Source organism: Euzebya sp., assembly GCF_964222135.1.
GTDB lineage: Bacteria > Actinomycetota > Nitriliruptoria > Euzebyales > Euzebyaceae > Euzebya.
This window is the reverse complement of sequence record NZ_CAXQBR010000004.1, coordinates 15,152-40,167: the sequence shown is the minus strand read 5'-3', so window position 1 is coordinate 40,167 and position 25,016 is coordinate 15,152. Positions and strand designations below refer to the sequence as shown.

The window sequence follows — 25,016 nt, the reverse complement described above, 5'->3', positions numbered from 1 at the left end:
GGCGCGCCGTCATCTGACGGCCCGGTCGGCCTCCTCGGCCTCCTCCTCGGCGTGCGGGTGGGTGGCGTCGGTGCCGAGGCTCGGGTACTCGCCCTCGAGCAGCGTCTCGTGCCGCGAGGCGTACCGGCGGGCGTCGTAGTGCCCCTCGAGCAGGTCGAGCTCCTCGTCGAAGGCGCGCCGCATGCTCCACAGCATGAACAGCAGCACCAGGGCGAAGGGCAGGCCGGTCGAGATGGCCGCGGTCTGCAGGGCCTCGAGCCCACCGCCGATCAGCAGCACCGCCGCGATGACCCCCTCCATGACCGCCCAGAAGACGCGCTGGGGGCGGGGCGAATCGAGCTTCCCGCCGCTCGTCAGGTGGTCGACGACCAGCGACCCGGAGTCCGACGAGGTGACGAAGAACGACGTCACGAGCAGGATCGCGATGATCGACGCCACCTCGGTCAGCGGGAAGGCCTGGAGCATCTCGAACATCGCCGTGGCCGCGTCCTCGTCGACGGCGCCGGCCAGGTCGCGGATGCCGTTCAGCTGCACGTCGAGGGCCGCACCGCCGAACACCGCCATCCAGATGAACGACAGGATCGCCGGGACGACGACGACGGAGCTGATGAAGTCCCGGACCGACCGGCCCTTCGACACGCGGGCGATGAACATGCCGACGAAGGGTGACCAGGAGATCCACCAGCCCCAGTAGAAGACCGTCCAGGTGCCCTGCCAGTCGGAGTCGGCGAACGCCTGGGCGTAGAAGGCCTGCTCGGGCAGCACCTGGATGTAGAAGCCGAGGGACTGGGTCAGGGCGCTCAGCAGGAAGAGGGTCGGTCCGACCAGCACGATGAAGGCGAGGAACCCGCCGGCGAGGATCAGGTTCAGCTGGGACAGCCGCTTCACGCCCTGGTCCAGTCCGGCCACGACCGACAGGGTCGCGAGGGCGGTGATCCCGCCGATCATCAGCACCTGGGTGGAGGTGCCGCTCTCCCAGCCGAACAGGAACTCGAGGCCGGCGGCGGCCTGCCCGACGCCGAGGCCGAGGGACGTCGCCAGCCCGAAGAGGGTCGCGAGGACCGTGAGGATGTCGATCGCGTTGCCCCACCCGCCGTAGATCCGACGGCCGAGCACCGGGTAGAAGACCGAGCGGAAGGTGAGCGGCAGCCCGCGGTTGTAGGCGAAGAACGCGAGGGCCAGACCGACGATCGCGTAGATCGCCCACGGGTGCAGGCCCCAGTGGAAGAAGGTGGTGGACAACGCCGCCTCGCCCGCGGCCTCCGTCCCGGGCTGGACGTCGAAGGCAGGTGAGGGCTCCCCCAGGTGGCTGATCGGCTCGGCGACCGACCAGAACATCAGGCCGATCCCCATGCCGGCGCTGAGGAGCATCGCGTACCAGGCGGGCCGGGTGAACTCCGGTTGGGCGTCGGGGCCACCGATGCGGATCTTGCCGTAGCGGCTGAGCGCGAAGTAGATCGCGGCGACGACCAGGATGTTGGCGGTGACGATGAGGAACCAGCCGAAGCGCTCGGTCGTGAAGCTCAGGGTGGCCTCGTACGCCGAGGACGTCTGCTCGGGGAAGGCGAGCGTCAGCCCGACGAAGACGGCCAGCAGCCCCGCGGAGACGAACGTGACCCACGGGTGCAGGTCGAAGCCCTTGGCGACGATGTTCGTGTCGCCCGGCTCGCGGTCGCGGACCTCCGGGTAGAAGTCGACCTCGGGATCGACCTGGAGGCCGTGGAAGCGGGGTCGGTCGTGGATCGCGTGGAACCGGGACTCCCGGTCGGCGTCCACCTGCTCGCGGTAGGTCTGTGCCTGGTCGGTCCGGTCGGTCTGCCTCGCCATGTGCTGTCGCCTCCGCCGCTGGTCGTGGACAGCTGCGGCGCGCGGGATCAGCAGCCCGGCCCGTCAGCCGTCCCCGTCCGTACCCGACCTGCCGGCCGCCCATGCCTCGACGTTGTCGGCCAGCACCCCGAGCGGGACGCTGCCCTGGCCGAGGACGACGTCGTGGAAGGCCCGCAGGTCGAACGCCGGGCCGAGCCGCCGTTCGGCGTCGGCGCGCAGCCGCTGGATCTCGAGGCGCCCGAGCGCGTAGGCGCAGGCCTGTCCGGGGTAGACGACGTAGCGGTCGATCTCGGCGCGGACCGAGCCGGCCGGCAGGGGGGAGTTGGCCCGCATGTAGTCGATGGCCTGCTGGCGGGACCAGCCGAGGTGGTGCAGTCCGGTGTCGACGACCAGCCGGCAGGCGCGCATCGAGTCGGTCGCGAGCATGCCGAGCAGGGCGACGTCGCCGGAGTACATGCCCATCTCGGCGGCCAGCCGCTCGGTGTACAGGCCCCACCCCTCGGCGTAGCCGCTGAGGAGGGTTCCGAAGCGCCGGAACGTCGGCAGGTCCAGCTCGCGTTGCAGCCCGAGCTGGGTGTGGTGCCCTGGGGACGCCTCGTGGAAGGCGGTCGCCTCCGCCTTCCAGCGGGCGAGGACCGGGTCGGTGGTGTTGACCCAGTACGTCCCGTGCGGGCGGGTGTCCGCCGGCACCTGGTAGAACGCGGCCGCCGCGCCGCGAGCCTCCACCTCGGGGATCGCCCGCACCACGCAGGGGGTCGAGGGCAGGCGGCCGACGACCTCCCCCACGCGGTCGGCGGCCATGTCCACGAGCTGCTGGGCGTGCGCGACGATCTCGTCGGGGTGGGCGTAGTCGAGGTCGGGGTCGGTGTGCAGCCGGTGGGTGATGGCGGCGAGGTCGTCCAGCCCGAGGGCGCGGCTGCCGATCTCGGCGTACTCCGCGGCGAGGGCGGCGACGAGGCGCAGGCCGGTGGCGTGGATCTCGTCAGGGTCGGGGTCTCCCAGGGTGGTGTAGCGCCGCAGCGCGGCGGCGTACAGCTCGTCGCCGCCCGGCAGCCAGCACAGCCCCGCCCGGTCGTCGGGTCGGGCGTGCGGCTCGACGTCGGCGGCCAACCCGTCGGCGTAGCGGGTGAACGCCGGGGCGACCACGTGGGTCCACAGCCGCTCGGCCCGGGCGCGTCGGGTCGGGTCGAGGCCCTCCCATGCGCGCAGCGGCGCCAGGAGGTGCGCGTCGCCGGCGGGCTGCGCGGCGGTCGCGCGGCACTGCGCGATGGCGGCGCTCACGCCCCGGTGGACCGGGGACCTGCCGCCGTCCAGGCCGTCGCGGTGGCGGGTGAGCGCCGCGTCGAGGTGGGTGCCGACCTGGGCGAGGCGGGTGAGGAGGTCGTCGGCCGCGGCGGCGTCATCGACGTCGACGCGGGAGAGGACGAACAGCAGCTCGACCTGCGGCCCGTGGTCGAAGGCGTCGACGCTGAACTCCACCCACCCCTGGTCCAGCTCCGCGATCTCCCAGCCGAGGAGCTCGAGGAGCATCGACCGGGTCGTGCGCTCGGTGGCGTCGAGGCCATGGGCGGGGACGTGCGCGACGGCGGTGCGGAGCGCCTCCGCCCGACGGCGGATGCCCGCCTGCCCCTCGGCGGTCACGTCGGGGAGGGCGTCGCGGTGCGCGACCAGCCCGTGGTAGGTCGCGGCCAGCGGGTCGGCGGCCATCTGGTGTGTGTGGTACGCCTCGGCGAGCTCCGCCAGCGTCGCGCTGGCCGGCTGGTCGGCCGTCGGGGAGGGGGGCAGGGCCATCGGATCCGAACGATATCCCCGCCGGCGGTTCGCACGGTTCTGCCGGGACGCCGGGCGCGTTGCCACCGTTGTCACTGCCTCGGCGACCGGGGACGTGGTTACAGTCGCGCCGAGCCCGCTGTGACGACGACCGCACGCGCGTGCGGAGGGAGCAGGACACCACATGCCAACCAACCCTGATGCGCTGGTCAGCACCGACTGGGTCGCCGAGCACCTGGACGACCCGCAGGTCCGCGTCGTGGACGTCGACGAGGACATCGAGGCGTACAGCCGCAGCCACATCCCCGGTGCGGTCGGGCTGGACTGGAAGGCGGACCTGCAGGACCCGCTGCGCCGGACCTTCCTCGACGCCGAGGGGTTCGCACGGCTGATGGACGAGCGCGGCATCACCCGCGACACCCACGTCGTGCTCTACGGCGGCAACAACAACTGGTTCGCCGCCTACGCCTACTGGTACTTCAAGGTCTACGGGCACGACGCGGTCGCCCTGATGGACGGCGGCCGGAAGAAGTGGGAGCTCGAGGGCCGCGAGCTGACCTCGGACCCCACCGAGGTGACGCCGACGTCGGGCTACACCCCGTCCGAGGCGGACCCCGCGATCCGGGCGCGGCGCGAGCAGGTCCTCGCCCAGTTCGTCGGCGCGCCCGAGGGGACCGCCCTGATCGACGTCCGCTCTCCCGCGGAGTTCAGCGGCGAGACGACCGCGCCGCCGCACCTGCCGGGCGAGGCCGCCATGGTCCCCGGCCACATCCCGGGCGCCGCGAACGTGCCGTGGGGCACCGCGGTCAACCCCGACACCGGGGAGTTCCTGCCCGCCGACCAGCTGCGGGAGATCTACGAGGGCAAGGGCCTCACCGGCGACGATGAGATCGTCGCGTACTGCCGCATCGGCGAGCGGTCGGCGCACACCTGGTTCGTGCTGCACGAGATCCTCGGCTACGACCGGGTGCGGAACTACGACGGGTCCTGGACCGAGTACGGCTCCCTGGTCGACGTCCCCGTCGAGCGGTAGCGCAGCCCGCCACGCCTCAGCTCCCGCGGCGGCGTCGGTAGCGGTCCTGGCGGACCGCGTGGCTGCAGCCGGGGTGGCAGAACCGCCGCCGGCCGTGCTGGGCGACGAACACCATCGGGCACGGCGGGTTGGCGCAGCGGCGCAGCCGCAGGCGGTCCTCGCCGGTGAGGAGCGCGATCGCGTCCCCGGCCAGCGCGCAGCGCAGCACCGCCGGGCCCGCGCCGGTGACCGCCGCCGTCGCCCGGGGTGTGCCGCCGGAGGGCCAGTCCAGGGCGACCACCCGCGTGGCGGCCGCCGCGTCGTCGTTGAGGGTCCTGACCGCCGCGGCGTGCGCGGCCGGATCGGGCGGCCGTCCGTGGACGACGGCGAGGAGGAGGACGCGGACGGCGTCGCGCAGGCCGCGGAGCGCTGCCACGTCGGGGGGTGAGTGGGGCGCGGGTGGGTCCCACCCCTCCCCCGCCGCCACCGCCTCGACCCACGCCTGCGCGATCGCGGGGTCGGCCAGGGCATCCGCGACCTCCTCACCCTCGTACAGGGAGTTGGCGAGCTCGACCGCGGGCCGCTCGCCCAGCAGGGGGAGGTCGTGGGCCTCGACGTCGACCGGCATCAGGTGGGGTCCAGATCCGGGGTCGGCGAGGGCATCCCCTTGGGCGAGGGGGCGGCCACCGGCGGGTGCGGCTCGTGGGGCACGCCCGCGGGTCGATCGCGGTCCAGCCGCGCGGCACGGCCGAGGACCCACGGCGCACCGATCAGGGCGATGCTCGCCGAGGCCATCAGCACCCCCTGCACCCCGAGGGCGGCAGCCAGCGCGGGGGCGACGACGAGCGGCATGATCGCGAGACCGGAGGCCACCATGCCGATCGCCCCCATGACCCGCCCGGTGTAGGCCGGATCGGCGTGCTGCTGGGCGAGGGTCCGCACCAGGGGCAGGGCGGCCCCGAGCGGGACCGACCACACGACCGCGCCGATCAGCACCGTGACCAGCGACGGGGTGGCCACGTAGAGGACCCCGCCGATGCCGGAGAGGCCGACCAGCCCGGTCAGCGTCCGGAAGCCGGACCAGCGGCCCGCCAGCCGCTCGAGGCCGAGCGACCCCGCCAGCAGGCCGGCGCCGAAGACCGCGTTGACGTAGCCGATCGCCTCCACCCCCACCCCCACCACGTCGCGGAAGAACAGCGGCTCGAGCGCGACGAACATGCCGAAGGCCACCTCGATCAGCGCGCCGAGGTACAGCGCCAACCGGATGGGCGGTGATCCGACGGCGTAGGCCAGCCCGTCCAGGGTCTGGCGCAGCGACGAGGCGTGCTCGCGCCCGCCGGCCGTCGGCGACTCCTCCCGCTCGGGCAGGTGGATCCTGGCGATCAGCGCCAGCGCGACCACCGACGTCAGCGCGTCGAACAGGAAGACGCTGTCGACCCCGAAGGCGGTCACGAGCGGCGCGGCGACGGCAGGACCGATGATCAGGGCGGTCCAGTTCGCCGACTCGAGCCGCGCGTTGGCCTGCTCCAGTCGCTCCGGCGTCGTCAGCACCGGTGGGAGGGACACGATCGCGGTCTCGAGCACCGCGCCGGCCAGCCACGACACGATGCCGAAGGCGAGGAGCGTCGGCATGTCGCGCGCGACGATCAGCAGCAGCGTGGCGGGGACGAAGACCCCCTCGGCCGCGAGCACGACGCGACGGGCGTCGAAGCGGTCGACGGCGACGCCGCCGATGACGCTGCCGGCCATCGCGCCGAGCGCCACGAGCGCGCTCATCAGCGCGAGCTCACCCGGCGTGCCGTCGAAGGCGTAGGCGGCCTTGCCCCACAGACCGAGGAAGAACGCCCCCTCGGCCCCGGTGGAGGAGATGAGCCGCGCCAGCACCACGTCCCGGACCTCGGGACCGAGGGCCGGGCGGCGGCCGTCGCGGGTCGATCGCATCGGGTGACGGTAAATCAGTCTGTTTACCGTCGTCAAGGCGCGAGGTTGCGAGGGGCGGAGAAGATGGGATCGATGACGCCGGAGCAGTACGCGAAGTTCGCCCTGGACCGGGGGCGCCTCGGGGTGCTCGGCCTCCTCGCGGTCGCCGACCGCACCACCGGGGAGCTGGTGGAGGAGACCGGCGCGGCCCGTCGCGACGTGCTCGAGTGGATCGGCCTGCTGGCCGTCGACGGGCTGGTGGAGAAGGTGTCCGGGGCCCGGTGGCACCTGCGCGACGAGGGGCTGGTCGCCGTCGCGGACCAGCTGCCGTCCCCGCCGGCCCCCGCCGCCCGGGTGTTCTTCGGCCTGACCGCGGACGAGCGGGACGTCATCGCCCGGTACGCGAGCGGCAACCGGCTGACCGAGATCCCCGCCAAGCGGTCCCACCGGCTGGTCGTGCTGGAGCGGCTCGCGCTCGAGTTCGAGCCGGGCCGCCGCTACCCCGAGGCCGAGGTGAACGGGGTGCTGTCGCTGTGGCACCCCGACTACGCGGCGCTGCGGCGCGCGCTCGTCGACGAGGGCTTCATGGACCGCGCGGGCGGCGAGTACTGGCGGGCGGGCGGACGAGTCGACGTCTGACCCGGCCCGCTGACCTAGTCTGCGGGGTCGATGGAGCACACCGAGGACCAGTTCCTGACCGCCGGCGGCATCGCCATCTTCACCCAGACGTGGCGGCCGCCCGACCCCCGCGCGGTGGTGGTCGTGTCCCACGGCTTCGCCGAGCACTCCGGGCGGTACGCCCACGTCGCCGAGGCCCTGTGCGACGCCGGCTTCGCGGTCGCGGCGTTCGACCACCGCGGGCACGGCCGGTCGGGCGGGTCCCGCGCGCTGGTGACCGACATGGGGCTCCTCGGGACCGACCTGGCCCTGTTCCGCGAGCAGGTCGCCCGGGCGCTGCCGGACCTCCCCCAGGTGCTGCTCGGGCACTCCATGGGGTGCGCGGCGGTCATCGACCACCTGAGCGGGCACCACCGCGAGGTCGCCGCGGTCGTGCTGAGCGGGCCCTTCCTCCGCAACGCGAGCGACGTGCCCGCGCCCCTGCGGGCCCTGGCCCCGTGGCTCGGCCGCCTGCTGCCGGGCGTCCCGACCCAGAAGCTGCCGGCATCGGACGTCAGCCGTGACCCGGCCGTGGTCAGGGCCTACGAGGAGGACCCCCTGGTCTTCCACGGCGGCATCCCCGCGGGGACCGGGGCGACGCTGCTGGCCCTGGAGCGCACCCACCTCCCCCGCGCGGAGCGCATCTCCGAGCCGACCCTGATCGTGCACGGCACCGCCGACCGGCTCGCCGCCGTCAGCGGCGCCGAGGACCTGGCCGCCGGTCTCGGGTCCCAGGTGGTGGACCTCCGGACCTACGACGGCCTGTACCACGAGGTGTTCAACGAGCCCGAGCGCGACCGGGTCATCGCCGACGTGATCGCCTGGTTGGACGAGCGGGTGGCGGACCGCTCCACGGCCTCGTGAGCGACGCCGCCCTCGCGCCCGCAGAGGCCGCCGCGGCGGCGGAGGCCCTGTGGGACCGGGTGGCCGCGGTGGTGGACGGCGCGCTCGCGACCGGGGACCCCGTGACCTGGCACCGTCCCACCCCGTGCCCGGCGTGGGACGTCCACGACCTCGTCGCGCACGTGACCGGGGCGACGTCCCGCTTCGCGGGTCTCGACCAGCCCGCGATCCCGGAGGGGTGGGCGCCGCCGGCCGGCATGTCCGCGCTCGACGCCCAGATGGAGCGGGACGTCGCCGCCCGCCGGGACTGGTCGCCGGGACGGCTCCGCGAGGAGCTCGACCGCGCGGCACGGGCCCAGGTGGAGGGGCTGGCCGCGCTCGACGACCTCACCGGCGACGCGGTCGGGCCGCTCGGCCCGACTGACCAGCGGGACCTGTTCGCCGTCCGGATGTTCGACCTCTGGCACCACCTGTGGGACCTCTCGACGGCACTCGGGGTGCCCGCCGACCTCGCCGACGGAAGCCGCGCGGCCGTCGAGTGCCACACCTACGTCGCGGCGCGGATCCCGTGGCTCCACAGCCGCCAGGCCGCCGCGCCGGAGGGCGCGGCGGTGCGGGTGGTGCTCGGCGACCCGCTCCGCTGGGACCGCACCGCGGTGGTCGTCGACGGGCGGGGGCGCTGGGGCGACGTGCCCGCCGAGGACGTGCTCGAGGCGCCGGCAGCGGTGTTCAGCCTGCTGATGACCGGGCGGCTGGACGAGGGCGCCGCCGCCGCGGCGGGCCTGGTGACCACGGGTGGGGAGGCGTCCCGGCTCGCGACGGCCCGGATGTTCTCGTGAGCGAGCGGCCGGTGGGGCGGATCCGCTACCTCCCGATCTCCCTCGGCCTGGGCCTGTTCGTCGGGGACCTCGCCACGCTCGCCGTCACCGGGCAGGTGACCGTCCTGCGCCTCGCCGCGTCCGCGCTGGTCGCCGTGGTCACCTACCTGGTCGCGAGCTGGCTCGTGGCGCGGCGTTGAGGGCGGTGGCGCGCACGTGACGGTCGGCACCGCGGGGATCTCCGGCGTCGTGCTGGCCGGGGGGGCGTCACGGCGGATGGGGCGGGACAAGGCCCTCATCCCCGTCGACGGCGCGCGCCTCGTCGATCGCGCGGTCCGCTGCCTGCGCCAGGTCGCCGACGACGTCGTCGTCGCCTCGGGACCGCGGCGGATCCCCGACGTCGCGGTGCCGCAGGTCCCCGACCGTCCGGCTGACGTCGGCCCCCTCGGCGGCCTGGTCGCAGGCCTGGTCGCGGTCGAGCACGACCTCGCCGCCGTCCTGGCCGTGGACCTGGCCGACCCGGACCCGGGGCTGCTGGGTGCCCTGGCCGACCGCTGGGCCGGCGAGCCGGCGCTCATCCCCTCCGCCGACGGCCGACCCCAACCCCTGCACGCCGTCTGGGCCGCGACGGCGGCGATGGGTCTGGCCGTGCTGGTCGCCGACGGCGTGCGGTCGGTGGCGCGGGCCGCCGAGGCCCTCGGCGCGACCGTCCTCGACGAGGCCACCTCGTCCGCCCTGTCCGGACACGCCCGGTGGGCGCGGAACCTCAACAGACCCGAGGACCTGCGCGGCTGAGCCGAGCGGTGGGCGGTGGGTCAGACCGTCAGACCGTCAGACCGGCGGCCCGGAGGGTGGCGCGGGCGCGGTCGGCGGGGACGCCGGTCTCGGTCGGGGGGAAGTCGCACGCGGCCAGGCCGTCGCGGAGGGCGGTCGCCACCGCCAGCGGGTCGAGGGGCGGGTCGCCGCCCAGGACGGCGAGGGTGAGGCGGTGGTGGGCGCCGGCGCCGTCGGCCAGCCAGAACCGGCGGCCGGAGGCGTCCCAGGTGATCACCGGGTCGGTGCCGGAATCCCACCAGATGTCGGCGGTCTCGCGGAGCTGGGGTGCGGCGAGCCGGCGCTCGTCGTGACCGGTCACGTCGGGGGCATCAGCGGGAGGAGCCGGCGGCTGGTCATCCGGCCCTCGAGGTACCGGACCAGCTCGGCGTAGACCGCCGGGGTGGTCATCTCGGTCAGCTCACGCCGCATCGACCGGTACACGGGTTCGGTGCCGCCGTACGCACGGTCGTCGTCGGTGGTGCACCACCACGCGAAGTCCGACCCACCGGGCCCCCAGGCCCCGCGGTCGTAGCTGGTGACGACGGTGGTGACGCGCTCCTCGCCGTCGTCGGCCACGTCGGTCTCGATCTCGCGGCGGAGCGGCACCAGCCAGCAGACCTCGGGCTTGTAGTCGACCGGGTGCTCGCCGCGGTCGACGGCGTACTGGTGCAGAGCGCAGCCGGGGCCCCGCGTCCAGCCGGTGCGGTTGAGGAAGATGCAGGCCCCCTCCACCATGCGGGTGCGCTCGCTGCCGTCGGACTCGGTGGCGATGATCCCCCGGCGCGACGCGAGCGCGTGGCGCTGCATGTACTCGGGCCCGAGCACGTCGACCATCTCGATCGTCCGGTCGCGGTCCTCGTCGTCGACGAAGTGCGCGCCGAAGCGGCAGCAGCCGCGGTCGTCGCCCTCGATGCCAGCGGTCCCGGGGCAGCCCTGGCCGTAGATGCAGGAGTACGACGAGGTCAGGAACGAGACGTCGAAGAGGTACCGGTCGTGCGGCTCCTCGGGGTCCGTCAGGCTGACCCACTCGCGGTCCAACATGGCGGCGGAGGGTAGACGTCAGAGGACCCCCGTGCGACCGGGACACGTCCTGCTTCCTCGAATGCCGTGTCGATCCGTGGATACTAGGGATCCATGGACTTCGACTACGAGGGAGCCGAGGACTTCGGAGGACGCATCCTCTGGGGTCGCATCGCCGTGTTCGCGGCCGCGCTGATCCTCGCCTTCATCCTCGGCAGCTGCACCGGCGGGGGCGGCGGCGTCGACCAGGCGGAGCTCGACGCGGTCGAGAGCGAGCTGACGACCACCCGGTCCGAGCTCGAGAGCCGGACGACCACCATCGCCCAGCTGCAGCAGCAGCTGCAGGAGGCGCGGAACTCCGCGGCCCCCACCGGCGGTGGGACCGAGGGGACGGGCGGGCAGACGACGGACGGCGGGACGGAGGGACCGGGGACCACGCCGGCGGACACCCAGACCGACGACAGCGGCAACCGGATCTACACCGTCCAGTCGGGCGACACGCTGTCCACGATCGCCGAGGCGGTCTACGGGGACCCCACCGCCTTCGGCGTGATCGCCAGCGCCAACAACCTGGGCGGCAGCTCGCCCCTCCAGGTCGGCCAGGAGCTGATCATCCCGGAGAACCCCGACAGCGGCCAGTAGCCGCCACCACCTCGCGCGCGGACGACCCCGGTGGCCGGGTCGAGTATCCTCACGGCCACATCCCGACTACGTAGGTGTCCATCACGACCCTCGCGCCGGCGGACGTGGCCACGTGCCGAAGGGCCTCACGACAGCCCGACGTCCTCCCGCACCGCGAGATCACATGGTCCCGGCTGCGAGCCACGGTGCTCGCGAAAGGCAGGAGGTTCCCATGACGGCATCGCCGTCCGACCAGCCCCGACCCACCGACCCCACCAGCACCGACCCCGCTCCCGAGGCGGTCGAGGCGCAGGCACCGGCACCCGCCGAGCCCGAACCCGCGGTGGACGAGGCACCTGCTGAGCCCGAGGCAGCCACCGAGCCGGAGGCGCCTGCCGAGCCGGAGGCGCCTGCCGAGCCGGAGGCCGCAGAGCAGGGGAGCCCCGGGCCCTCCACCGACGCGCCCTCCACCGACGCGCCCCCCGCCGACGCGGCCGAAGCCGGTGAGCCGAAGAAGGACAAGAAGAAGAAGCCGAAGGAGAAGAAGAAGCCGTCCGGTCCCGACCCCTCCGAGGTCGTCCGGCGGATCGGGACGACCAGCGCGGCGGCCCTCGCCTACGTCCAGGACCCCGACCCGAAGCTGTCGCGGATGGCGCGCAAGCACCGCGAGGCGATCATCACCGAGGTGCCACCGGTGACCGCCGGCGCGCTGCTCGGGGCCGAGGCGCTGTGCCGCCACTTCATCGCGAGCGCCGCCACCGGCCGGTACCAGGACCTGTTCTTCCTGTGGGACCTGTTCAAGGCGTTCCCCGAGGAGTGCAAGCCGGTGCTGCAGGCCCGCCAGCGCGCCCAGGAGCGCGCGAAGGCCAAGCTGCGCACCGCGACCCACCTCGGGCTGCTGGGCGACGCCGACCGCGTCGCCGCCGACATCGACCGGGCCACCGGCCTGCCCTGGAAGTGGCTGACCGAGATCCTCGAGCCGATGGGGCCGGCCATCCGCCAGCGCCCCGCCGTGATGGCGGCGCTCGCGCGCAAGTCGTCAGGCGTGGTGGTCGAGGTCCCCGACGACCCGTCCGACCGCTGGCTGGCCGAAGCGGCCGCGCTGAAGGACGCGGGGGTCGAGATCCCCGAGGCCGTCGACGCCGCCCTCGGCGCCCACGCGGACCGGCTCCCGGCCACCGTGGCCACGCTCCAGATGGCGACCGACCAGTACCCCGAGCAGGTCTCCGCCCTGATCGACCGGGTCGACCTGGACGCCCCCGACATCGGCGCGATCATGGCCTGGGCGCACGACCACGGCCACGGCCAGCAGCTCACCTCCCGGGTCGGCGAACGCGTCCGCGCGGCGGCAGCCGCTGACCGCGCGACGGGGCTCAGCGAGTGGACCCGCTGGCAGCGGCTCGGCGTCGAGGTGCCGATGCCGGAGTCCCTCACCGTGCCGACCCTCGAGGGCCTGGACCTCGGACGCCCCGAGTCGGCCGACCTGATCAAGCGCATGGTCGACGACGGCGCGGACCTCGATCCCCAGCAGATCCTCGACGACGTCGCCGCGAGCAACCGGATGCTCGGCGAGAAGGCGTACGAGGCCTTCGTCTGCGCGGGGTTCGACGCGATCCACCTCCCCCTCGTGCTCGAGGGCAACCCGATGGTCCGGCCCGAGACGCGCTGCCAGGCCTGCCAGGCGTGGACGTGGGTCCGGCCCGGTCACGAGCAGCGCTGCCCCCGCCAGGGCGAGCCGGCCGCCAGCGGCGACTTCGCCACCGACGAGGACCCCGGCGCGGCGATCGACGCCGCCGTCGCGGCGCTGGCCGGCCCGGCGCAGGACCCCCCGCCGACTGCGGCCAGCGGCGCCCCCGACAGCCGGCCGGCCACCGCACCGGCGGACCGGCCCTCGGCCACGCCGCCGCCGGCGACCGACGGGGAACCCGCTGCTTCGGCGCCCGAGCCCGCGGAGCCCTCCGCGGCCCCCGAGGTGCCACAACCCGAGTCGGGCAGCGAGCCCGACGCGGCCGGGGCTGCGGCCACCGCGTCCGCGGACGCGCCGGACCACGAGCCGGGCACCACGGGATCCTGAGCCGGGAGGGGCGGGCGATGTCGGACGACGTGCGTGCCGTCGAGGCCGCGAGTGCGTGCGCCCACCCGGAGTTCCCCCGGCTGCACGCCCGCACGCAGGGCTTCAGCCTGGGGGTCCCCCGCCACCTCACCGTCGCCGCAGACCGGGTCCTGTTCCTCCGCGGCACGGGGGACGCGCCGGCGCAGTCCCTCTGGGTGCTCGACGGCGAGGGCGAGCGGGTCCTGCTGGACCCCGCCACCGTCGGTGCCGACGACGCCGACATCCCGCCGGAGGAGCGCGCCCGGCGCGAGCGCGCCCGCGAGCGCGGCAGCGGCGTGGTCACCTACGCCTGCGACGCCGACGCGCGCCACGTCGCGGTCCCCCTCGGCGGGAAGCTGCTGGTCTGCGACGCCGCGAGCGGGGAGGTCGAGCAGCTGGCCGTCGACGGCCCGGTCGTCGACCCCCGTCCGGACCCGACCGGCACGCACGTCGCCTACGTCGAGGACGGCGCGCTCTGGGTGGTCAGGCGCGACGGCACCTCGGCCCCGCGGCGGCTGGTCGGTGACCGCGACCCCCACGTGACGTGGGGCCTGGCCGAGTTCGTCGCCGGTGAGGAGATGGACCGCACGCGGGGCTACTGGTGGGCCCCGGACGGCCGCAGCCTGCTCGTGGCCCGGGTCGACGTGTCAGGCGTCCGCGAGTGGTGGATCGCCTCGCCGGTCGATCCGGCCGCCCGGCCGACCGCCATCCGCTACCCGGCCGCCGGCACCGACAACGCGCGGGTCCAGCTGGCGCTGGTCCAGCTCGACGGGTCCTCGACACCGGTCTCGTGGGACGCCGACGGCCACGAGTACCTCGCCGACGTCGTGTGGGGGCAGGCCGGTCCCCCGACGCTGGTCGTGCAGAGCCGCGACCAGCAGACCGTCGGCATCCGGACCGTCGACACCACCACCGGCGAGACCACCGAGGTCGCCGTCGAGCACGACGTCCCGTGGATCGAGCTCGTGGCGGGCAGCCCCACCTGGCTCCCCGACGGTCGCCTGGTCCGGGTCGTCCAGGCCGCGCAGGCGCACGATGACACGCGCCGACTCGAGGTCGACGGCCAGCCCTGCGGCGACACCGCCCTCATGATCGCCTCGATCGTGGACGCCCAGCCGGACGGGATCGTCGTCACCGCCCACGTCCGCGCACGGCCGTGGTGCACCGTCGTGGCCCGCATCGACCCGGGGTCCGGCGCCACGACCGTCATCAGCGAGCTGAACGGCGTCGCGGCCGCCACCACCGGCGGGGGACGGATCGCGATCACCCAGCGCACCCCCGGCACCACCGCCGTCACCACGACCGTGGACGGCACGGTCACGATCCCCTCCGCCGCCGTCGAGGCGCCGCCGTTGCCGGTGGTGGTCCACGGCCCGGTGGGCGGCCAGGACGAACCGGTGTCGATCCTCCTCGTCCCGTCGACGTGGACGCCCGACGACGGTCCGCTGCCGGTCCTCGTCGACCCCTACGGCGGTCCCGGTGCGCGGCGGGTGGTCGCCGCCGGCGCGGCGAACCTGACGTCGGCCTGGTTCGCCGCCAACGGCTTCGCGGTCCTGGTGACCGACGGCCCCGGCAGCCCCGGCCACTCGCTGTCCTGGGGCGCCCGCATCGCCGGCGACATGGCCGGACCGCCGCTCGAGGGGCAGATCGCGGCGCTGCGACGTGCCGACGAGCAGCACCCCGGCGTCCTCGACCTCGAGCGGGTGGCGATCCGCGGGTGGTCGTTCGGCGGCTACCTGGCGGCCCTGGCCGTGCTGCGCCGCCCGGACGTGTTCCACGCCGCCGTCAGCGGCGCGCCCGTCACCGACTGGCGCCTGTACGACACCCACTACACCGAGCGGTACCTGGGCCACCCCGACGTCGCCGCCGGCGCCTACGACGCCTCGTCCCTGATCGGCGACGCGCCCGCCCTGACCCGCCCGCTCCTGCTGATCCACGGCCTGGCGGACGACAACGTCGTCAGCGCCCACACGCTCCGGCTCAGCCGTGCGCTGCTCGAGGCGGGGCGGCCCCACGAGGTGCTGCCCCTGTCGGGGGTGACCCACTTCACCCCGGACGAGGAGGTCAACGCGAACCTCCTCCTCCACCAGCTCGACTTCCTCCGACGATCCCTCAGCTGACCAGCCGCCGTCGCAGCGCCACCCCGGCGACCGCCAGCAGGAGCACCGCCGCGACGCCGAGCACCGCCAGGTGGCCGGCGACGTCGGCCAGGCCCGCTCCCCTCCCCTGCAGGTCGTTCAGGACGTCGACGGCCCACGCGTGCGGGGTGACGTGGCCCACCGCACGCATCCAGCCCGGCACGACCTCGAGCGGCCACATGCAGCCGCCGAGCATGCCGAGGCCGATCCCGAGCGGCGCGATCAGCGAATCCGCCTGCTCGTCGTTGGACATGACCGCCCCGAGCAGCATCGCGACGCCGGCGCCGACGAGGGCGAAGATCGCGAGGAGGAGCAGGGTCACCGGCAGGTTCCGCCACTCGACCCCGAACAGCACGACCGTGCCGACGATGACGACCAGCCCCTGGCCCATCGCGATCACGAACCGGCTGATCGACTCGCCGACGAGGAGGGTGCCGCTGCGGACGGGAGCGGCGAGGCTTCGGCGGGTCACGCCCAGGCGTCGGCTCTCGATCAGCTGCACCCCGCCGGCGAGCGCGGTGATGAAGACGAACAGGATCAGGTTCTGGCCGGCCGTGGCGTCGTACCCGCGCGGCAGGCCGGCGGCGTCCTCGGCCAGCAGGCGGCGGTCGACGGTCAGCGACCGGTCGACGCCGTCGAGCCGGGAGAGCCCGGCGGCGAGGTCGTCGACCCCGGCCGCGCGGAGCGCGACGACGCGGGCGTCGGCCTGGGCGACCGCACCGGCGACGGCCTGGCCGACCACCGCGCCGACGCCCTCGGCGTCGTCGGTGATCAGCTCGACGGTGACCTGGCCCCCGGCGGCGAGCGCCGCGTCGTAGCCGTCGGCGACGACGACCCCGCCCTGGGCGTCGCCGCGCTCGACCGCGACGCGGACCGCCTCGGCACCGTCGGCGACGACTACCTCGAGGGCGTCGTCGGCGCGGAGCTGGTCGAGCAGGTCGGCGGCCAACGGCGTGTCGGGGGCGGTCGCGGCGATGCGGATCACCTGGTCCCCCGACCCGAAGGCGAGCCCGACGACGAAGACGATCAGGAGCGGCAGCAGGACCAGGAAGAACAGCGCCGCACGGTCCCTCGCCAGGCGGAGGAGGTTCGCGCGGACGACGGCGTGGACGGTCATCGCGGTGGAGGGGAGGGTCACGGCGTCACGACCTTCGCGGTGCGGGGCAGCGCGAGCGCGGTGAAGGCGACCGCGATGCCGAGGAGGACGGCCACGTTGGGGAGGATCGAGGTCACCGACGCGCCGGCGATCAGCTCGCTGAAGCCGTCCATCGCCCAGCCGTTCGGCGTCAGCCGCGAGAGGGTCCGCATCACGGCGGGCATCTCGCTGAGGTGGAAGAAGTTGCCACCCAGGAGGGCGAAGGTGAACGCCACGATCGACACGAGTCCCTCGACCTGCTTCTCGGTGGTCGCGACGGTCATGACGGACGCGGCGATCGCGGCCGCGGCCAGCACGAAGGCCGCCGAGATGCCGAGCACCCCGAGGGGGTGGCCCCAGTCGGCCCCGAGCATCGCGGTCGTCGCCAGCCACAGGACCACCAGCGCCGCGAACGCGCTGACGACCACGCCGATCGCCTTGCCGAGCAGCACCGACCGGGGGCTGACCGGCGCGCTGAGGACCCGGACGAGCGTGCCCTGGCGCCGCTCGCGCAGCAGGGAGCGGGGGCCCATGGCGATCAGGAAGTAGACGAAGAACGTCGCCATCGCCGGTCCGAAGTAGGACGCGGCGACGTCGGTGGCCTCCTCGGCGGTGGCCTGCTCCATGGTGATCGCCGGGGCGGTCGCGCCGACGTCCTCGGGGTCCGCGCCGAGCCGTAGGGCCAGCCCCCGGGCCTGCACGTCGGCGGCGAAGCCGGTTGCGATGGACTCGGCGACATCGGCGGTGACCGTCTCGGCCGGTGTGGTGACGATCTCCACCGCCGCGGTGCCGCCGGCCTGCACCTGCGCGGACAGCCCGGCCGGCACGACCCAGGCGGCGCGGACGTCCCCGTCGGCCAGCGCCTGCTCGGCGTCCGCGGTGGAGTCGTAGCGCGTCACCTCGGCGAACGCGGTGACCTCGGGGCCGGTGACGGCGGCGGTGAACGCCTCGCCCACCGCGCCGTCGTCCTCCACGACCAGCCCGTAGCTGGTGGTGAAGTCGCCGGACCCGGACAGGGCGAGGGTCAGGATGAGCGCGAGGGCGTAGGGGGCGGCCAGCGCGGAGATGAGGACCGAGCGGTCCCGCAGCCGCGACCGCAGGTCGCGGGCGGCGATGACGAGGGCGGTGCGCACGACGTCCCTCCCCTCTAGTCCCGCAGCCCGCGGCCGGTGAGGGACAGGAACACGCTCTCGAGGTCCGGCTCGACGATCTCCACCCCGATCACACGGCCCTCGGCCGCGGCGACGATCGTGGCGAGGTGGCGGCGCGCGTCGGCGGTCAGGACCCGGACGGTCCAGGCGCCGTCGTCGTGCTCGGCGGTCGCCTCGATCACGGTGTCGAGCCCGCCGATGCGCTTCGCGATCAGCTCGGCGTCGCCGTCGACGGCCAGCTCGACGCGGTCGGTGGACCCGACGCGGGACACCAGCTCGCGCTGGGTGCCCTCGGCGATCAGGCGACCGCCGTCGACGATGCCGACGCGGTCGCAGAGCCGCTCGACCTCCTCCATGTAGTGGGAGGTGTAGAGGATCGACATGCCGGTCCGGCTCAGCTCGGCGACGCCCTCGAGGATCGCGTTGCGCGACTGCGGGTCCACGCCGACGGTCGGCTCGTCCAGGATGAGGAGGGAGGGGTGGTGGAGCAGCCCGGCCGCGATGTTGATGCGGCGCTGCATCCCGCCGGAGTAGGTGTCGATCCGCTCGTCGGCCCGGTCGGCGAGGCCGACGAGGTCGAGGGCCTCGCCGATCCGGGCCCTCCGGGTGCTGGCGTCGAGGCCGTGGAGCCGGGCGACGAAGTCGAGGTTCTCCCGGGCGGTGAGGTCCGGGTAGAGGGCGATCTCCTGGGGGACGTAGCCGACCTGGCGCTTGGCCCGCATCGGCTCGGTGGCCATGTCGACGCCGGCGACCTCGACGGTGCCCGCGTCGGGTTCCAGCAGACCCATCGCCATCGAGATGGTCGTGGTCTTGCCGGCACCGTTGGGTCCGAGGAGCCCGTAGGCCTCCCCCGGGGCGATGTGGAAGGTGACGCCGTCGACCGCGGTCAGGTCTCCGAACCGGCGGACCAGGTCGTCGACGGCGAGCGTGGGGCGTTCGTCCATGCCGGCATCCTGCAGCCGCCGGCGCGGGCGGCACGACCGCTGCGGGGACGATCTCGCGTCGTGCTGCAGGACCCTGTCGGCGGGCGGCCCGTCATCCTGTGGGACGACGGTCGAGCGCGCCCGCCATCATCTTGGCGTTGACCGCGATCGACAGGCTGCGCGGCACGACCCGGGCGGCCGTCCGCGGCAGCCGTCCGGGGATGTGCCGCGCACGCCCGCGGGCCAGTGCGTCCATGGCCTCGGCCACCGCGACGTCGACGGGGAGGGTCCGCATCGGCATGGCGGTCCGGTCCAGGCCGATCGCGTTGATGATCGGCGTGTCGACGTTGCCGGGCAGGAGGACGGTCACGTCGACGCCGGCGGGCCGGAGCTCGTGGTGGAGCGCCTCCCCCAGGTTCGCGACGTAGGCCTTCGCGGCGCTGTCGTTGGCCATCAGCGGCAGGCCGTGGAGGGCACCCAAGGCCGAGACCAGGACCAGCCCGCCGCGGCCGCGTTCTCGGAGGCGCCGCCCGAAGTGGTGGGCGATGTCGAGGTGGGCGGTCGCGTTGAGCGCGACGTCGGCGTGGAGGTCGGCGGCGTCGCGGTCGAGGAACGGCCCGAGGTGCGGGGCCCCGGCGTTCGAGACGACCAGGCCGACGTCGAGGTCCGCGGTGGCGTCAGCCAGGGCCTGGACGGCGTCGGCTGCGGACAGGTCGACGGGCACCACGCGGTGGGCGGTGCCGTGGGCGGCGGTGAGCTCCGCGCCGAGGGCGGTCAGTCGCTCGGCGGAGCGGGAGGCGAGGACGATGTCGAGGCCCTCTCGGGCCAGGTGCCGGGCGAAGCCGGCGCCGATCCCGGAGGCGGCGCCGGTGATGAGGGCCCAGGGGCCGTACGCATCACGTGTTTGGATCATGATCTAGACTGTAATCTAGATCATCGTGCAGATCAACGTCCAATATGCTGGCGATGTGAAGACGCCCCCGCCGGACCTGGCCGACCGCCTGCTCGCCGTCAGCGACGACGTGCTCGCCGTGGACGCCGACCTGCGCCTCGAGGACGTGGCGCGCATGGTCGGGGCCTCCCGCGCGACGCTGTACTACTACTTCGCCGGACGGGACGACCTGCTGGCGTTCCTGCTGTCCGCCCACGTGCGCGAGGGCGCTGCCGCGATGGCCGCGGCGGACGACGGGCAGGGACCCCCCGCGGACCGGCTGCGCGCCGTGGTCGTCGCGATGGCGGGGTACCTCGGCGGCCGGCCGGGGACCTGCGCCGCGCTGCTCGCGGCGGCTGGCGCGCGCGGGGCCCTCGCCCCGGTGCTCGAGCTCAACGACGCGCGCATCGCCGGTCCCCTGCGCGAGCTGCTGACCGAGGGGCGGGCCACGGGCGCGTTCGACGTCGCGGCGCCGGCGGACGCGGCGAACGCGATCCTGGGCGCGGTGCTGATGGCCGTGCTCGGCCGCGCGGCCGCCGGACGCGACCCCGCCGACCCGGACTTCACCACGGCGCTGGCCGACCAGATCCTCAGGGGCGTGTCCGCGGGCGGGTGAGGTACGGCCCGGCCGGCTCACCACGCCGGCCGCCATCGACCCACGGGCGCATGACGGGACGTCATGACGGTCACCGGTCACCGCCATCGACCCACGGGCGCATCGCGGGACGTCACGTCGGTCCTCCGGCACCGCCATCGACCCACGGGCGCCTCGCGGGCAGCAGGACTGCGGACGCAGCGCGGCGGCGGCCTATCCTCGGACCCGATGTACCGGGACGACGTCTGCGCGGTCTGCGGGGAGTCCCTCCCCCCGGACCACCTCTACTGCCGCGAGCACGCGGCGGTGGTCGACGAGCTGCTCCACGACATCGGGGAGCGCCTGCCCCGCCTGGCCGACGACCTCCGCGCGGTGGCCGACCTGGTGGCCAAGATCCACCCGGAGACCTGGGACTACCTGTCCGAGGACCACCCCGACGAGCCGCTGTGGCCGCCCCGGCCGGAGCTGGTCACCACGACCGACGGGGCCGACCTGGACGTCGACGTGGACTCCGAGCCCGGCCGGGTGACCGTGTCGGTCCGCAACGACCTCGCGGCCCTGCTCGGCGACCTGGCGGCGGCGCTGGCGCGCACGACGGTGGCGGACATGGCGGCGGCGGCCCGCGACGTCGAGGGCGCCGGTGCCACCCACTGACGGGGCCGGCCGCCGGGCGGTCGTCACCGGCGGCGCCGGGTTCCTCGGCCGCGCGTTCACCCAGCGGCTCGTCGCCGCCGGCTGGGACGTCCCCGGGGTGGACGTCCGCCCCGGCCCCCGGGTGATCACCGGCGACGTGACCCGACCCGGCCCCTGGGCCGACGTGCTGGGCGACGCGGACCTGGTGGTGCACACCGCGGCCCTGCTCGGCGACATCGGCGACGCGCGCAGCCACTGGGACGTCAACGTCGGCGGCACGCGGACGGTGGCCGAGCTCGCCGCCGCGGCGGGTGTCGGCCGGCTGCTGCACCTCTCCTCCATCGTCGTCCTGGGCGACGACTTCCCCGACGGGGCCGACGAGACCCACCCCGTCCGCATGACCCACAACCCGTACACCGACACGAAGGTGGCCGCGGAGCACGTGGCGCTCAGCATCGCCGCGAAGGGCCTGCCCCTCACGATCGTGCGGCCCGGCGACGTCTACGGCCCCCACTCCGCCCAGTGGACCGTCCGAGCGGTCACGCTGATCCGCAAGGGCCTGTTCGTCCTGGTCGACGGCGGCACCGGGATCATGAGCCCGGTGTTCGTCGACGACCTGGTCGACGGCGCCCTGGCCGCCGGCACCGCGGAGGCGGGCCGTGGCGAGATCTTCCACGTCACCGGAGGGGTCGGGGTGCCCGCCGCGGACTTCTTCGGCCGGTACGCGGAGATGCTGGGCCGGTCCCTCCGGTCGGTCCCCCGCTACGCCGCCCGGTCGCTCACCGCCGGGGCGGAGCGGGTCATGCGTCCCCTCGGCGTCGCCCCGCCGTTCACCGCGAGGGCGCTCGAGTACGTCACCCACCCCGGCACGTACTCCATCGCGAAGGCGCGGGACGTGCTCGGGTGGGAGCCGTCGGTGTCCCTGGATGAGGGGATGGCGCGGACCCGCGCGTGGCTCCAGGACGTGGGCTTGCTGGACTGACGGGCCTGCTGGACTGACGGGCTTGCTGGACCGACGGGTCAGCGGGCGCGGACCCACGCCTCCACCGCGCGGAGGGCCACGGCAACGCCGTCGCCGACCACGTCGGGGACCACGTGGTGGCTGGCGGCGCGCACGACCTCGCCGGCATCGCCCATCGCGATGGCGGTGCCGACCACCCGCAGCATGGGCAGGTCGTTGGCGCCGTCGCCGATCGCCACGACTGCGTCGACGTCCACCCCCACCAGGGCCGCGGCGGCCGCGACGGCCTTGCCCTTGTCCGCGTCCGGGTGGGTGATGTTGACGTAGGTGAACCCGGGGGTGACCGGCGAGGTGGCCGCGCCCGCGTTCATGCCCAGCTCGCCCACCCGGTCGACGACGGCGGCGGTCTGCTCCTCGCCGTGGGTGACGATGGTCGCCTTGATCGTGGTCCGCACGAGGTCGGGGTGCTCGGCGACGGTGCCGAGCGGCTGGCCGATCACCTCGGTCCAGTGCGGCTCGTACCGCTCGTCCATCGCGGTCACGAGCACGTGGTCGTCGGTGTACAGCTCGGCGTACAGGTCCCGCTCGTCGCACAGCGCCAGCACCGCGTCGCGCTGGTCGTCGGTCAGCGGCCAGGTCCGCACCGACCGCCCGTCGCGGCGGATCTGGGCGCCGTTCAGCACCACGTGGGGACCGGCGATCCGCAGCTGGTCGTAGGCCGTGGCCACCCCGGCGACGTTGCGGCCGGTGGCGAACCCGACGGGCACGCCGGCGTCGACGATCGCGTGGACGGCCTGCACGACCGGGTCGGTGACGACCCGGTCCGGGCCCATGAGCGTCCCGTCGACGTCGAGCAGCACCAGCCCCGGTCGGGTGGCGGGTCGCCAGGCGTCCCGTCGTCCGCCGGGCTCGAGCGCCAGCAGGTCGGGTGGGAGGGTCGCGTCCATCGCGGCCGCAGGGTAGCCGCCAGCTGCTGCAGCCCGCCGGCGACGGCGTACGCTCCGCAGCGATGAGCCTCGCAGACCAGATCCAGCGCGACCTGACGGACTCGATGAAGGCCCGGGACAAGGTGCGGACCGCGACGCTGCGCAGCGTCCTGGCCGGCATCAAGAACCTCCGGGCCGAACCCGGCCACGGCCAGGACGTCGCCGACGAGGAGGTCGAGGCGATCATCGCCAAGGAGGCGAAGAAGCGCCGCGAGTCGGTCGAGACCTACACCACAGCCGGCCGGGACGAGCTGGCCGAGGCCGAGCAGGCCGAGCTCGCCGTCCTCGAGGGCTACCTCCCCGAGCAGCTCGACGAGGCGGCGCTGGAGCAGATCGTGCGCGACACGATCGCCGAGGTCGGGGCCGAAGGACCCGGCGACATCGGCAAGGTGATGGGCGCGCTGATGCCGAAGGTGAAGGGCCAGGCCGACGGCAAGGTGCTCAACCGGATGGTCAGCGGGATCCTCAAGCCGGGGTAGCCCCGCCACACACGGGGGCTACTCGCCGCGGTCGCGCAGGTAGCGCTCGAACTCCGCGGCGAGCTGCTCGCCGGTCACCGGCGGGCTCGGCAGCTGGTCGGTGTCCAGGGGGTCGTGGTCGGCGTCGGCGCGGGACTCGAGCTCGGTGACGTACTCGGCCAGCTCGTCGTCCTCGGCGACCAGCTCGGCGATGTCGGAGAGCTGCGCGTCGGCCTCGTCGGCCAGCTCGTCGAGGTCGAGGTCGGTGTCGAGCAGCCCGGCCACCCGGCGCGCGATGGCGAGCGACGCGGACTGGTAGGCGGTGCCCGCCAGGTAGTGCGGCACGCCGACCCACAGGCTGACGGCCTCGAACCCCGCCTCCTCCGCCGCCTGGTGCAGCACGCCGACGATGCCGGTCGGCCCCTCGTAGCTCGAGCGCCGCAGCCCGTGCGCGGCGGCCACCTCGGTGTCCGACGACGTGCCGGTCACCGGCACCGGTCGGGTGTGGGGGACGTCGACCTGCAGCGCGCCGAGGGTCACCACCCGCGTGACGCCGAGCTGGCGGGCCAGGTCGAGGATGTCGTCGGTGAACGTCCGCCAGCGGGTGTTCGGCTCGCGACCCCGCAGCAGGACGGCGTCGCGCGCCCCGCCGGTCCGGGCGTGGCTGAAGGTGTTCGACGGCCACTCGAGGACCCGCCGGTCGTCCTGCCAGCGCACGACGGGGCGGGTCACCTGGAAGTCGAAGAAGTCCTCGGGGTCGATGTCGGCGAAGTCCTCGGCGTCGAGCACCTCGCACAGCGCGTCGACGGCGCCGGTCGCCGCCTCCCCCGCGTCGTTCCACCCCTCGAAGGCGGCGAAGAGCGTCGGTCGGGTGAGGGTCGGCAGGTGGTCGGTCAGGCGGCGGATGGCGGTCATCTGCCCTCGGAGTCTCGCACGCCGGGTCAGACCGCGCGGCCGAGGAAGTCGACCAGCACCGGGGTCACGACCTCGGCGCGGGTGAGCTGCACGTCGTGGCCGCCGTCGGGGACGACGAACTCCTCGGCGTGGGGCCAGATCTCGCGCAGCTCGGCGTAGTGGGTGGGGTCGACGGTCACGTCGGTGTCCCCGCGGACCAGCAGGGTCGGCACCTCGAGGCCGGCGAGCGCGTCGAGGTCGACGTCGACCGCCAGGCCGCTCGAGTCGCGGGTGCACACCCCCCGCCACGCGTCCGGTCCGCCGAGGGGCTCGTGCAGCCGGGCGAGCTGCTTCACCCACAGCGGGTAGATCTCCTGCAGGGTGTCCGGCTCGAACTTCGACCGCCAGCCGTGGAGGCCCTCGTGGTCGCGGACGCTGACGCCGACCAGGACGAGGCCGGCGAACAGGTCGTGGTCGTGCTGGGCCAGGGCCAGCGCGGTGTGCCCACCCATCGAGAACCCGCCGACGACCGCAGGCTCCTCGAGGGACTCGAGGTGGGCGCGGACCGCGTCGACCAGCACGTCCCGGCCGTACTCGCGGTCCCCGACCGGCGTCCGGCCGTGGCCGGGCAGGTCGGGCAGGTGGACCCGCCAGCCGGCCTCGGCCAGGGCGGTGAGCGGCTTGGACCAGTGGTACCGGCCGGTGCCGATCCCCCCGTGCAGCAGCACCAGCGGTCGGCCGTCGGCGGGACCCTCGTAGTCGACGTGCATGCGGGCCAGCGTAGGGGCGGTCGCCACCCGCCCCGCCGACGGCGG

Annotated in this window: 26 protein-coding genes; 13 read left to right on the top strand and 13 right to left on the bottom strand. The window is 74.6% G+C overall.

Going from position 1 to position 25,016, the window contains the following annotated elements; translation table 11 throughout:
- Window positions 1-9: 9 nt before the first annotated feature.
- Together ACEQ2X_RS02180 and ACEQ2X_RS02175 are read right to left on the bottom strand one after the other, a co-directional pair.
- Entirely contained in the window at window positions 10-1,827 is a 1,818-nt protein-coding gene (locus ACEQ2X_RS02180; RefSeq protein WP_370324111.1) for a BCCT family transporter, read from the bottom strand.
- Between the two features lie 63 nt (window positions 1,828-1,890).
- Window positions 1,891-3,618, bottom strand: coding sequence for a DUF885 family protein (locus ACEQ2X_RS02175; protein WP_370324109.1), 1,728 nt, complete (start codon window positions 3,616-3,618; stop codon window positions 1,891-1,893).
- Between the two features lie 163 nt (window positions 3,619-3,781).
- Between ACEQ2X_RS02175 and ACEQ2X_RS02170 the strand changes: the two genes are divergently transcribed.
- Window positions 3,782-4,630, top strand: coding sequence for a sulfurtransferase (locus tag ACEQ2X_RS02170; protein ID WP_370324108.1), 849 nt, complete (start codon window positions 3,782-3,784; stop codon window positions 4,628-4,630).
- A gap of 16 nt (window positions 4,631-4,646) precedes the next feature.
- Here the strand turns inward: ACEQ2X_RS02170 and ACEQ2X_RS02165 are convergent, their stop codons facing one another.
- Both ACEQ2X_RS02165 and ACEQ2X_RS02160 read right to left on the bottom strand, forming a co-directional pair.
- Window positions 4,647-5,237, bottom strand: coding sequence for an ABATE domain-containing protein (locus ACEQ2X_RS02165; protein WP_370324107.1), 591 nt, complete (start codon window positions 5,235-5,237; stop codon window positions 4,647-4,649).
- Window positions 5,237-6,550 (bottom strand): MFS transporter, encoded by a 1,314-nt coding sequence (locus ACEQ2X_RS02160; RefSeq protein ID WP_370324106.1) that lies wholly within the window; start codon window positions 6,548-6,550, stop codon window positions 5,237-5,239. The genes ACEQ2X_RS02165 and ACEQ2X_RS02160 overlap by 1 nt, the downstream gene beginning before the upstream one ends.
- A gap of 63 nt (window positions 6,551-6,613) precedes the next feature.
- Between ACEQ2X_RS02160 and ACEQ2X_RS02155 the strand changes: the two genes are divergently transcribed.
- The 5 genes from ACEQ2X_RS02155 to ACEQ2X_RS02135 are packed head-to-tail and all read left to right on the top strand — an operon-like array spanning window position 6,614 to window position 9,642.
- Window positions 6,614-7,168 (top strand): DUF2087 domain-containing protein, encoded by a 555-nt coding sequence (locus ACEQ2X_RS02155; RefSeq protein WP_370324105.1) that lies wholly within the window; start codon window positions 6,614-6,616, stop codon window positions 7,166-7,168.
- A gap of 30 nt (window positions 7,169-7,198) precedes the next feature.
- On the top strand, window positions 7,199-8,050 hold the full coding sequence (locus ACEQ2X_RS02150) for a lysophospholipase (protein WP_370324104.1): 852 nt from the start codon (window positions 7,199-7,201) through the stop codon (window positions 8,048-8,050).
- Entirely contained in the window at window positions 8,047-8,868 is an 822-nt protein-coding gene (locus ACEQ2X_RS02145) for a maleylpyruvate isomerase family mycothiol-dependent enzyme (RefSeq protein ID WP_370324103.1), read from the top strand. The genes ACEQ2X_RS02150 and ACEQ2X_RS02145 overlap by 4 nt, the downstream gene beginning before the upstream one ends.
- On the top strand, window positions 8,865-9,047 hold the full coding sequence (locus ACEQ2X_RS02140; protein WP_370324101.1) for a hypothetical protein: 183 nt from the start codon (window positions 8,865-8,867) through the stop codon (window positions 9,045-9,047). The genes ACEQ2X_RS02145 and ACEQ2X_RS02140 overlap by 4 nt, the downstream gene beginning before the upstream one ends.
- Window positions 9,048-9,063: 16 nt before the next feature.
- Window positions 9,064-9,642 (top strand): molybdenum cofactor guanylyltransferase, encoded by a 579-nt coding sequence (locus ACEQ2X_RS02135; RefSeq protein WP_370324100.1) that lies wholly within the window; start codon window positions 9,064-9,066, stop codon window positions 9,640-9,642.
- A 28-nt stretch (window positions 9,643-9,670) separates the two neighbouring features.
- Here ACEQ2X_RS02135 and ACEQ2X_RS02130 read toward each other — a convergent pair whose 3' ends face one another.
- Complete coding sequence (locus tag ACEQ2X_RS02130; RefSeq protein ID WP_370324099.1) at window positions 9,671-9,982, bottom strand: hypothetical protein; 312 nt, start codon at window positions 9,980-9,982, stop codon at window positions 9,671-9,673.
- Window positions 9,979-10,704, bottom strand: a complete 726-nt coding sequence (locus tag ACEQ2X_RS02125) for a hypothetical protein (protein WP_370324098.1) — start codon at window positions 10,702-10,704, stop codon at window positions 9,979-9,981. The genes ACEQ2X_RS02130 and ACEQ2X_RS02125 overlap by 4 nt, the downstream gene beginning before the upstream one ends.
- Window positions 10,705-10,797: 93 nt before the next feature.
- Between ACEQ2X_RS02125 and ACEQ2X_RS02120 the strand changes: the two genes are divergently transcribed.
- From ACEQ2X_RS02120 to ACEQ2X_RS02110, 3 genes are all read left to right on the top strand, one after another.
- Window positions 10,798-11,325: a LysM peptidoglycan-binding domain-containing protein gene (locus ACEQ2X_RS02120; RefSeq protein WP_370324097.1), complete on the top strand. Its 528-nt coding sequence runs from the start codon at window positions 10,798-10,800 to the stop codon at window positions 11,323-11,325.
- 211 nt (window positions 11,326-11,536) lie between these two features.
- Window positions 11,537-13,378, top strand: coding sequence for a hypothetical protein (locus ACEQ2X_RS02115; RefSeq protein WP_370324096.1), 1,842 nt, complete (start codon window positions 11,537-11,539; stop codon window positions 13,376-13,378).
- Between the two features lie 17 nt (window positions 13,379-13,395).
- Window positions 13,396-15,516, top strand: a complete 2,121-nt coding sequence (locus ACEQ2X_RS02110) for a prolyl oligopeptidase family serine peptidase (RefSeq protein ID WP_370324095.1) — start codon at window positions 13,396-13,398, stop codon at window positions 15,514-15,516.
- Here ACEQ2X_RS02110 and ACEQ2X_RS02105 read toward each other — a convergent pair.
- The 4 genes from ACEQ2X_RS02105 to ACEQ2X_RS02090 form a co-directional block, all read right to left on the bottom strand.
- Window positions 15,509-16,672 carry an ABC transporter permease gene (locus tag ACEQ2X_RS02105; protein ID WP_370324094.1) on the bottom strand — a complete coding sequence of 388 codons (1,164 nt, stop codon included), beginning with the start codon at window positions 16,670-16,672 and terminating at the stop codon, window positions 15,509-15,511. The two genes, ACEQ2X_RS02110 and ACEQ2X_RS02105, sit on opposite strands and share 8 nt — an antisense overlap.
- Window positions 16,669-17,802: an ABC transporter permease gene (locus tag ACEQ2X_RS02100; RefSeq protein WP_370324093.1), complete on the bottom strand. Its 1,134-nt coding sequence runs from the start codon at window positions 17,800-17,802 to the stop codon at window positions 16,669-16,671. Before ACEQ2X_RS02100 ends, ACEQ2X_RS02105 begins: the two co-directional genes overlap by 4 nt.
- Window positions 17,803-17,816: 14 nt before the next feature.
- Entirely contained in the window at window positions 17,817-18,764 is a 948-nt protein-coding gene (locus tag ACEQ2X_RS02095) for an ABC transporter ATP-binding protein (protein ID WP_370324092.1), read from the bottom strand.
- A 91-nt stretch (window positions 18,765-18,855) separates the two neighbouring features.
- Window positions 18,856-19,656, bottom strand: a complete 801-nt coding sequence (locus tag ACEQ2X_RS02090; protein ID WP_370324091.1) for an SDR family NAD(P)-dependent oxidoreductase — start codon at window positions 19,654-19,656, stop codon at window positions 18,856-18,858.
- 55 nt (window positions 19,657-19,711) lie between these two features.
- On the opposite strand from ACEQ2X_RS02090, the gene ACEQ2X_RS02085 reads away from it, so the two are divergent.
- From ACEQ2X_RS02085 to ACEQ2X_RS02075, 3 genes are all read left to right on the top strand, one after another.
- Window positions 19,712-20,290: a TetR/AcrR family transcriptional regulator gene (locus tag ACEQ2X_RS02085; protein ID WP_370324090.1), complete on the top strand. Its 579-nt coding sequence runs from the start codon at window positions 19,712-19,714 to the stop codon at window positions 20,288-20,290.
- Window positions 20,291-20,497: 207 nt separating this feature from the next.
- Window positions 20,498-20,923, top strand: coding sequence for a hypothetical protein (locus tag ACEQ2X_RS02080; protein WP_370324089.1), 426 nt, complete (start codon window positions 20,498-20,500; stop codon window positions 20,921-20,923).
- A complete protein-coding gene (locus ACEQ2X_RS02075; RefSeq protein WP_370324088.1) occupies window positions 20,910-21,884 on the top strand; it encodes an NAD-dependent epimerase/dehydratase family protein in 975 nt (324 codons plus the stop codon). Before ACEQ2X_RS02080 ends, ACEQ2X_RS02075 begins: the two co-directional genes overlap by 14 nt.
- 38 nt (window positions 21,885-21,922) lie before the next feature.
- Here ACEQ2X_RS02075 and ACEQ2X_RS02070 read toward each other — a convergent pair whose 3' ends face one another.
- On the bottom strand, window positions 21,923-22,810 hold the full coding sequence (locus tag ACEQ2X_RS02070; RefSeq protein WP_370324087.1) for an HAD family hydrolase: 888 nt from the start codon (window positions 22,808-22,810) through the stop codon (window positions 21,923-21,925).
- A 62-nt stretch (window positions 22,811-22,872) separates the two neighbouring features.
- Here ACEQ2X_RS02070 and ACEQ2X_RS02065 point away from each other — a divergent pair, with 62 nt between their 5' ends.
- Window positions 22,873-23,328, top strand: a complete 456-nt coding sequence (locus tag ACEQ2X_RS02065; protein ID WP_370324086.1) for a GatB/YqeY domain-containing protein — start codon at window positions 22,873-22,875, stop codon at window positions 23,326-23,328.
- A gap of 18 nt (window positions 23,329-23,346) precedes the next feature.
- Here the strand turns inward: ACEQ2X_RS02065 and ACEQ2X_RS02060 are convergent, their stop codons facing one another.
- Together ACEQ2X_RS02060 and ACEQ2X_RS02055 are read right to left on the bottom strand one after the other, a co-directional pair.
- Entirely contained in the window at window positions 23,347-24,222 is an 876-nt protein-coding gene (locus ACEQ2X_RS02060) for a PAC2 family protein (protein WP_370324085.1), read from the bottom strand.
- A 26-nt stretch (window positions 24,223-24,248) separates the two neighbouring features.
- On the bottom strand, window positions 24,249-24,971 hold the full coding sequence (locus ACEQ2X_RS02055) for an alpha/beta fold hydrolase (protein ID WP_370324084.1): 723 nt from the start codon (window positions 24,969-24,971) through the stop codon (window positions 24,249-24,251).
- Window positions 24,972-25,016: the final 45 nt, after the last annotated feature.

Bases quoted from the DNA above. Each gene is read 5' to 3' on its own strand.
- ACEQ2X_RS02180 (WP_370324111.1), bottom strand. From the start codon at position 1,827: ATGGCGAGGCAGACCGACCGGACCGACCAGGCACAGACCTACCGCGAG.
- ACEQ2X_RS02175 (WP_370324109.1), bottom strand. From the start codon at position 3,618: ATGGCCCTGCCCCCCTCCCCGACGGCCGACCAGCCGGCCAGCGCGACG.
- ACEQ2X_RS02170 (WP_370324108.1), top strand. From the start codon at position 3,782: ATGCCAACCAACCCTGATGCGCTGGTCAGCACCGACTGGGTCGCCGAG.
- ACEQ2X_RS02165 (WP_370324107.1), bottom strand. From the start codon at position 5,237: ATGCCGGTCGACGTCGAGGCCCACGACCTCCCCCTGCTGGGCGAGCGG.
- ACEQ2X_RS02160 (WP_370324106.1), bottom strand. From the start codon at position 6,550: ATGCGATCGACCCGCGACGGCCGCCGCCCGGCCCTCGGTCCCGAGGTC.
- ACEQ2X_RS02155 (WP_370324105.1), top strand. From the start codon at position 6,614: ATGGGATCGATGACGCCGGAGCAGTACGCGAAGTTCGCCCTGGACCGG.
- ACEQ2X_RS02150 (WP_370324104.1), top strand. From the start codon at position 7,199: ATGGAGCACACCGAGGACCAGTTCCTGACCGCCGGCGGCATCGCCATC.
- ACEQ2X_RS02125 (WP_370324098.1), bottom strand. From the start codon at position 10,704: ATGTTGGACCGCGAGTGGGTCAGCCTGACGGACCCCGAGGAGCCGCAC.
- ACEQ2X_RS02120 (WP_370324097.1), top strand. From the start codon at position 10,798: ATGGACTTCGACTACGAGGGAGCCGAGGACTTCGGAGGACGCATCCTC.
- ACEQ2X_RS02115 (WP_370324096.1), top strand. From the start codon at position 11,537: ATGACGGCATCGCCGTCCGACCAGCCCCGACCCACCGACCCCACCAGC.
- ACEQ2X_RS02110 (WP_370324095.1), top strand. From the start codon at position 13,396: ATGTCGGACGACGTGCGTGCCGTCGAGGCCGCGAGTGCGTGCGCCCAC.
- ACEQ2X_RS02095 (WP_370324092.1), bottom strand. From the start codon at position 18,764: ATGGACGAACGCCCCACGCTCGCCGTCGACGACCTGGTCCGCCGGTTC.
- ACEQ2X_RS02090 (WP_370324091.1), bottom strand. From the start codon at position 19,656: ATGATCCAAACACGTGATGCGTACGGCCCCTGGGCCCTCATCACCGGC.
- ACEQ2X_RS02080 (WP_370324089.1), top strand. From the start codon at position 20,498: ATGTACCGGGACGACGTCTGCGCGGTCTGCGGGGAGTCCCTCCCCCCG.
- ACEQ2X_RS02070 (WP_370324087.1), bottom strand. From the start codon at position 22,810: ATGGACGCGACCCTCCCACCCGACCTGCTGGCGCTCGAGCCCGGCGGA.
- ACEQ2X_RS02065 (WP_370324086.1), top strand. From the start codon at position 22,873: ATGAGCCTCGCAGACCAGATCCAGCGCGACCTGACGGACTCGATGAAG.
- ACEQ2X_RS02060 (WP_370324085.1), bottom strand. From the start codon at position 24,222: ATGACCGCCATCCGCCGCCTGACCGACCACCTGCCGACCCTCACCCGA.
- ACEQ2X_RS02055 (WP_370324084.1), bottom strand. From the start codon at position 24,971: ATGCACGTCGACTACGAGGGTCCCGCCGACGGCCGACCGCTGGTGCTG.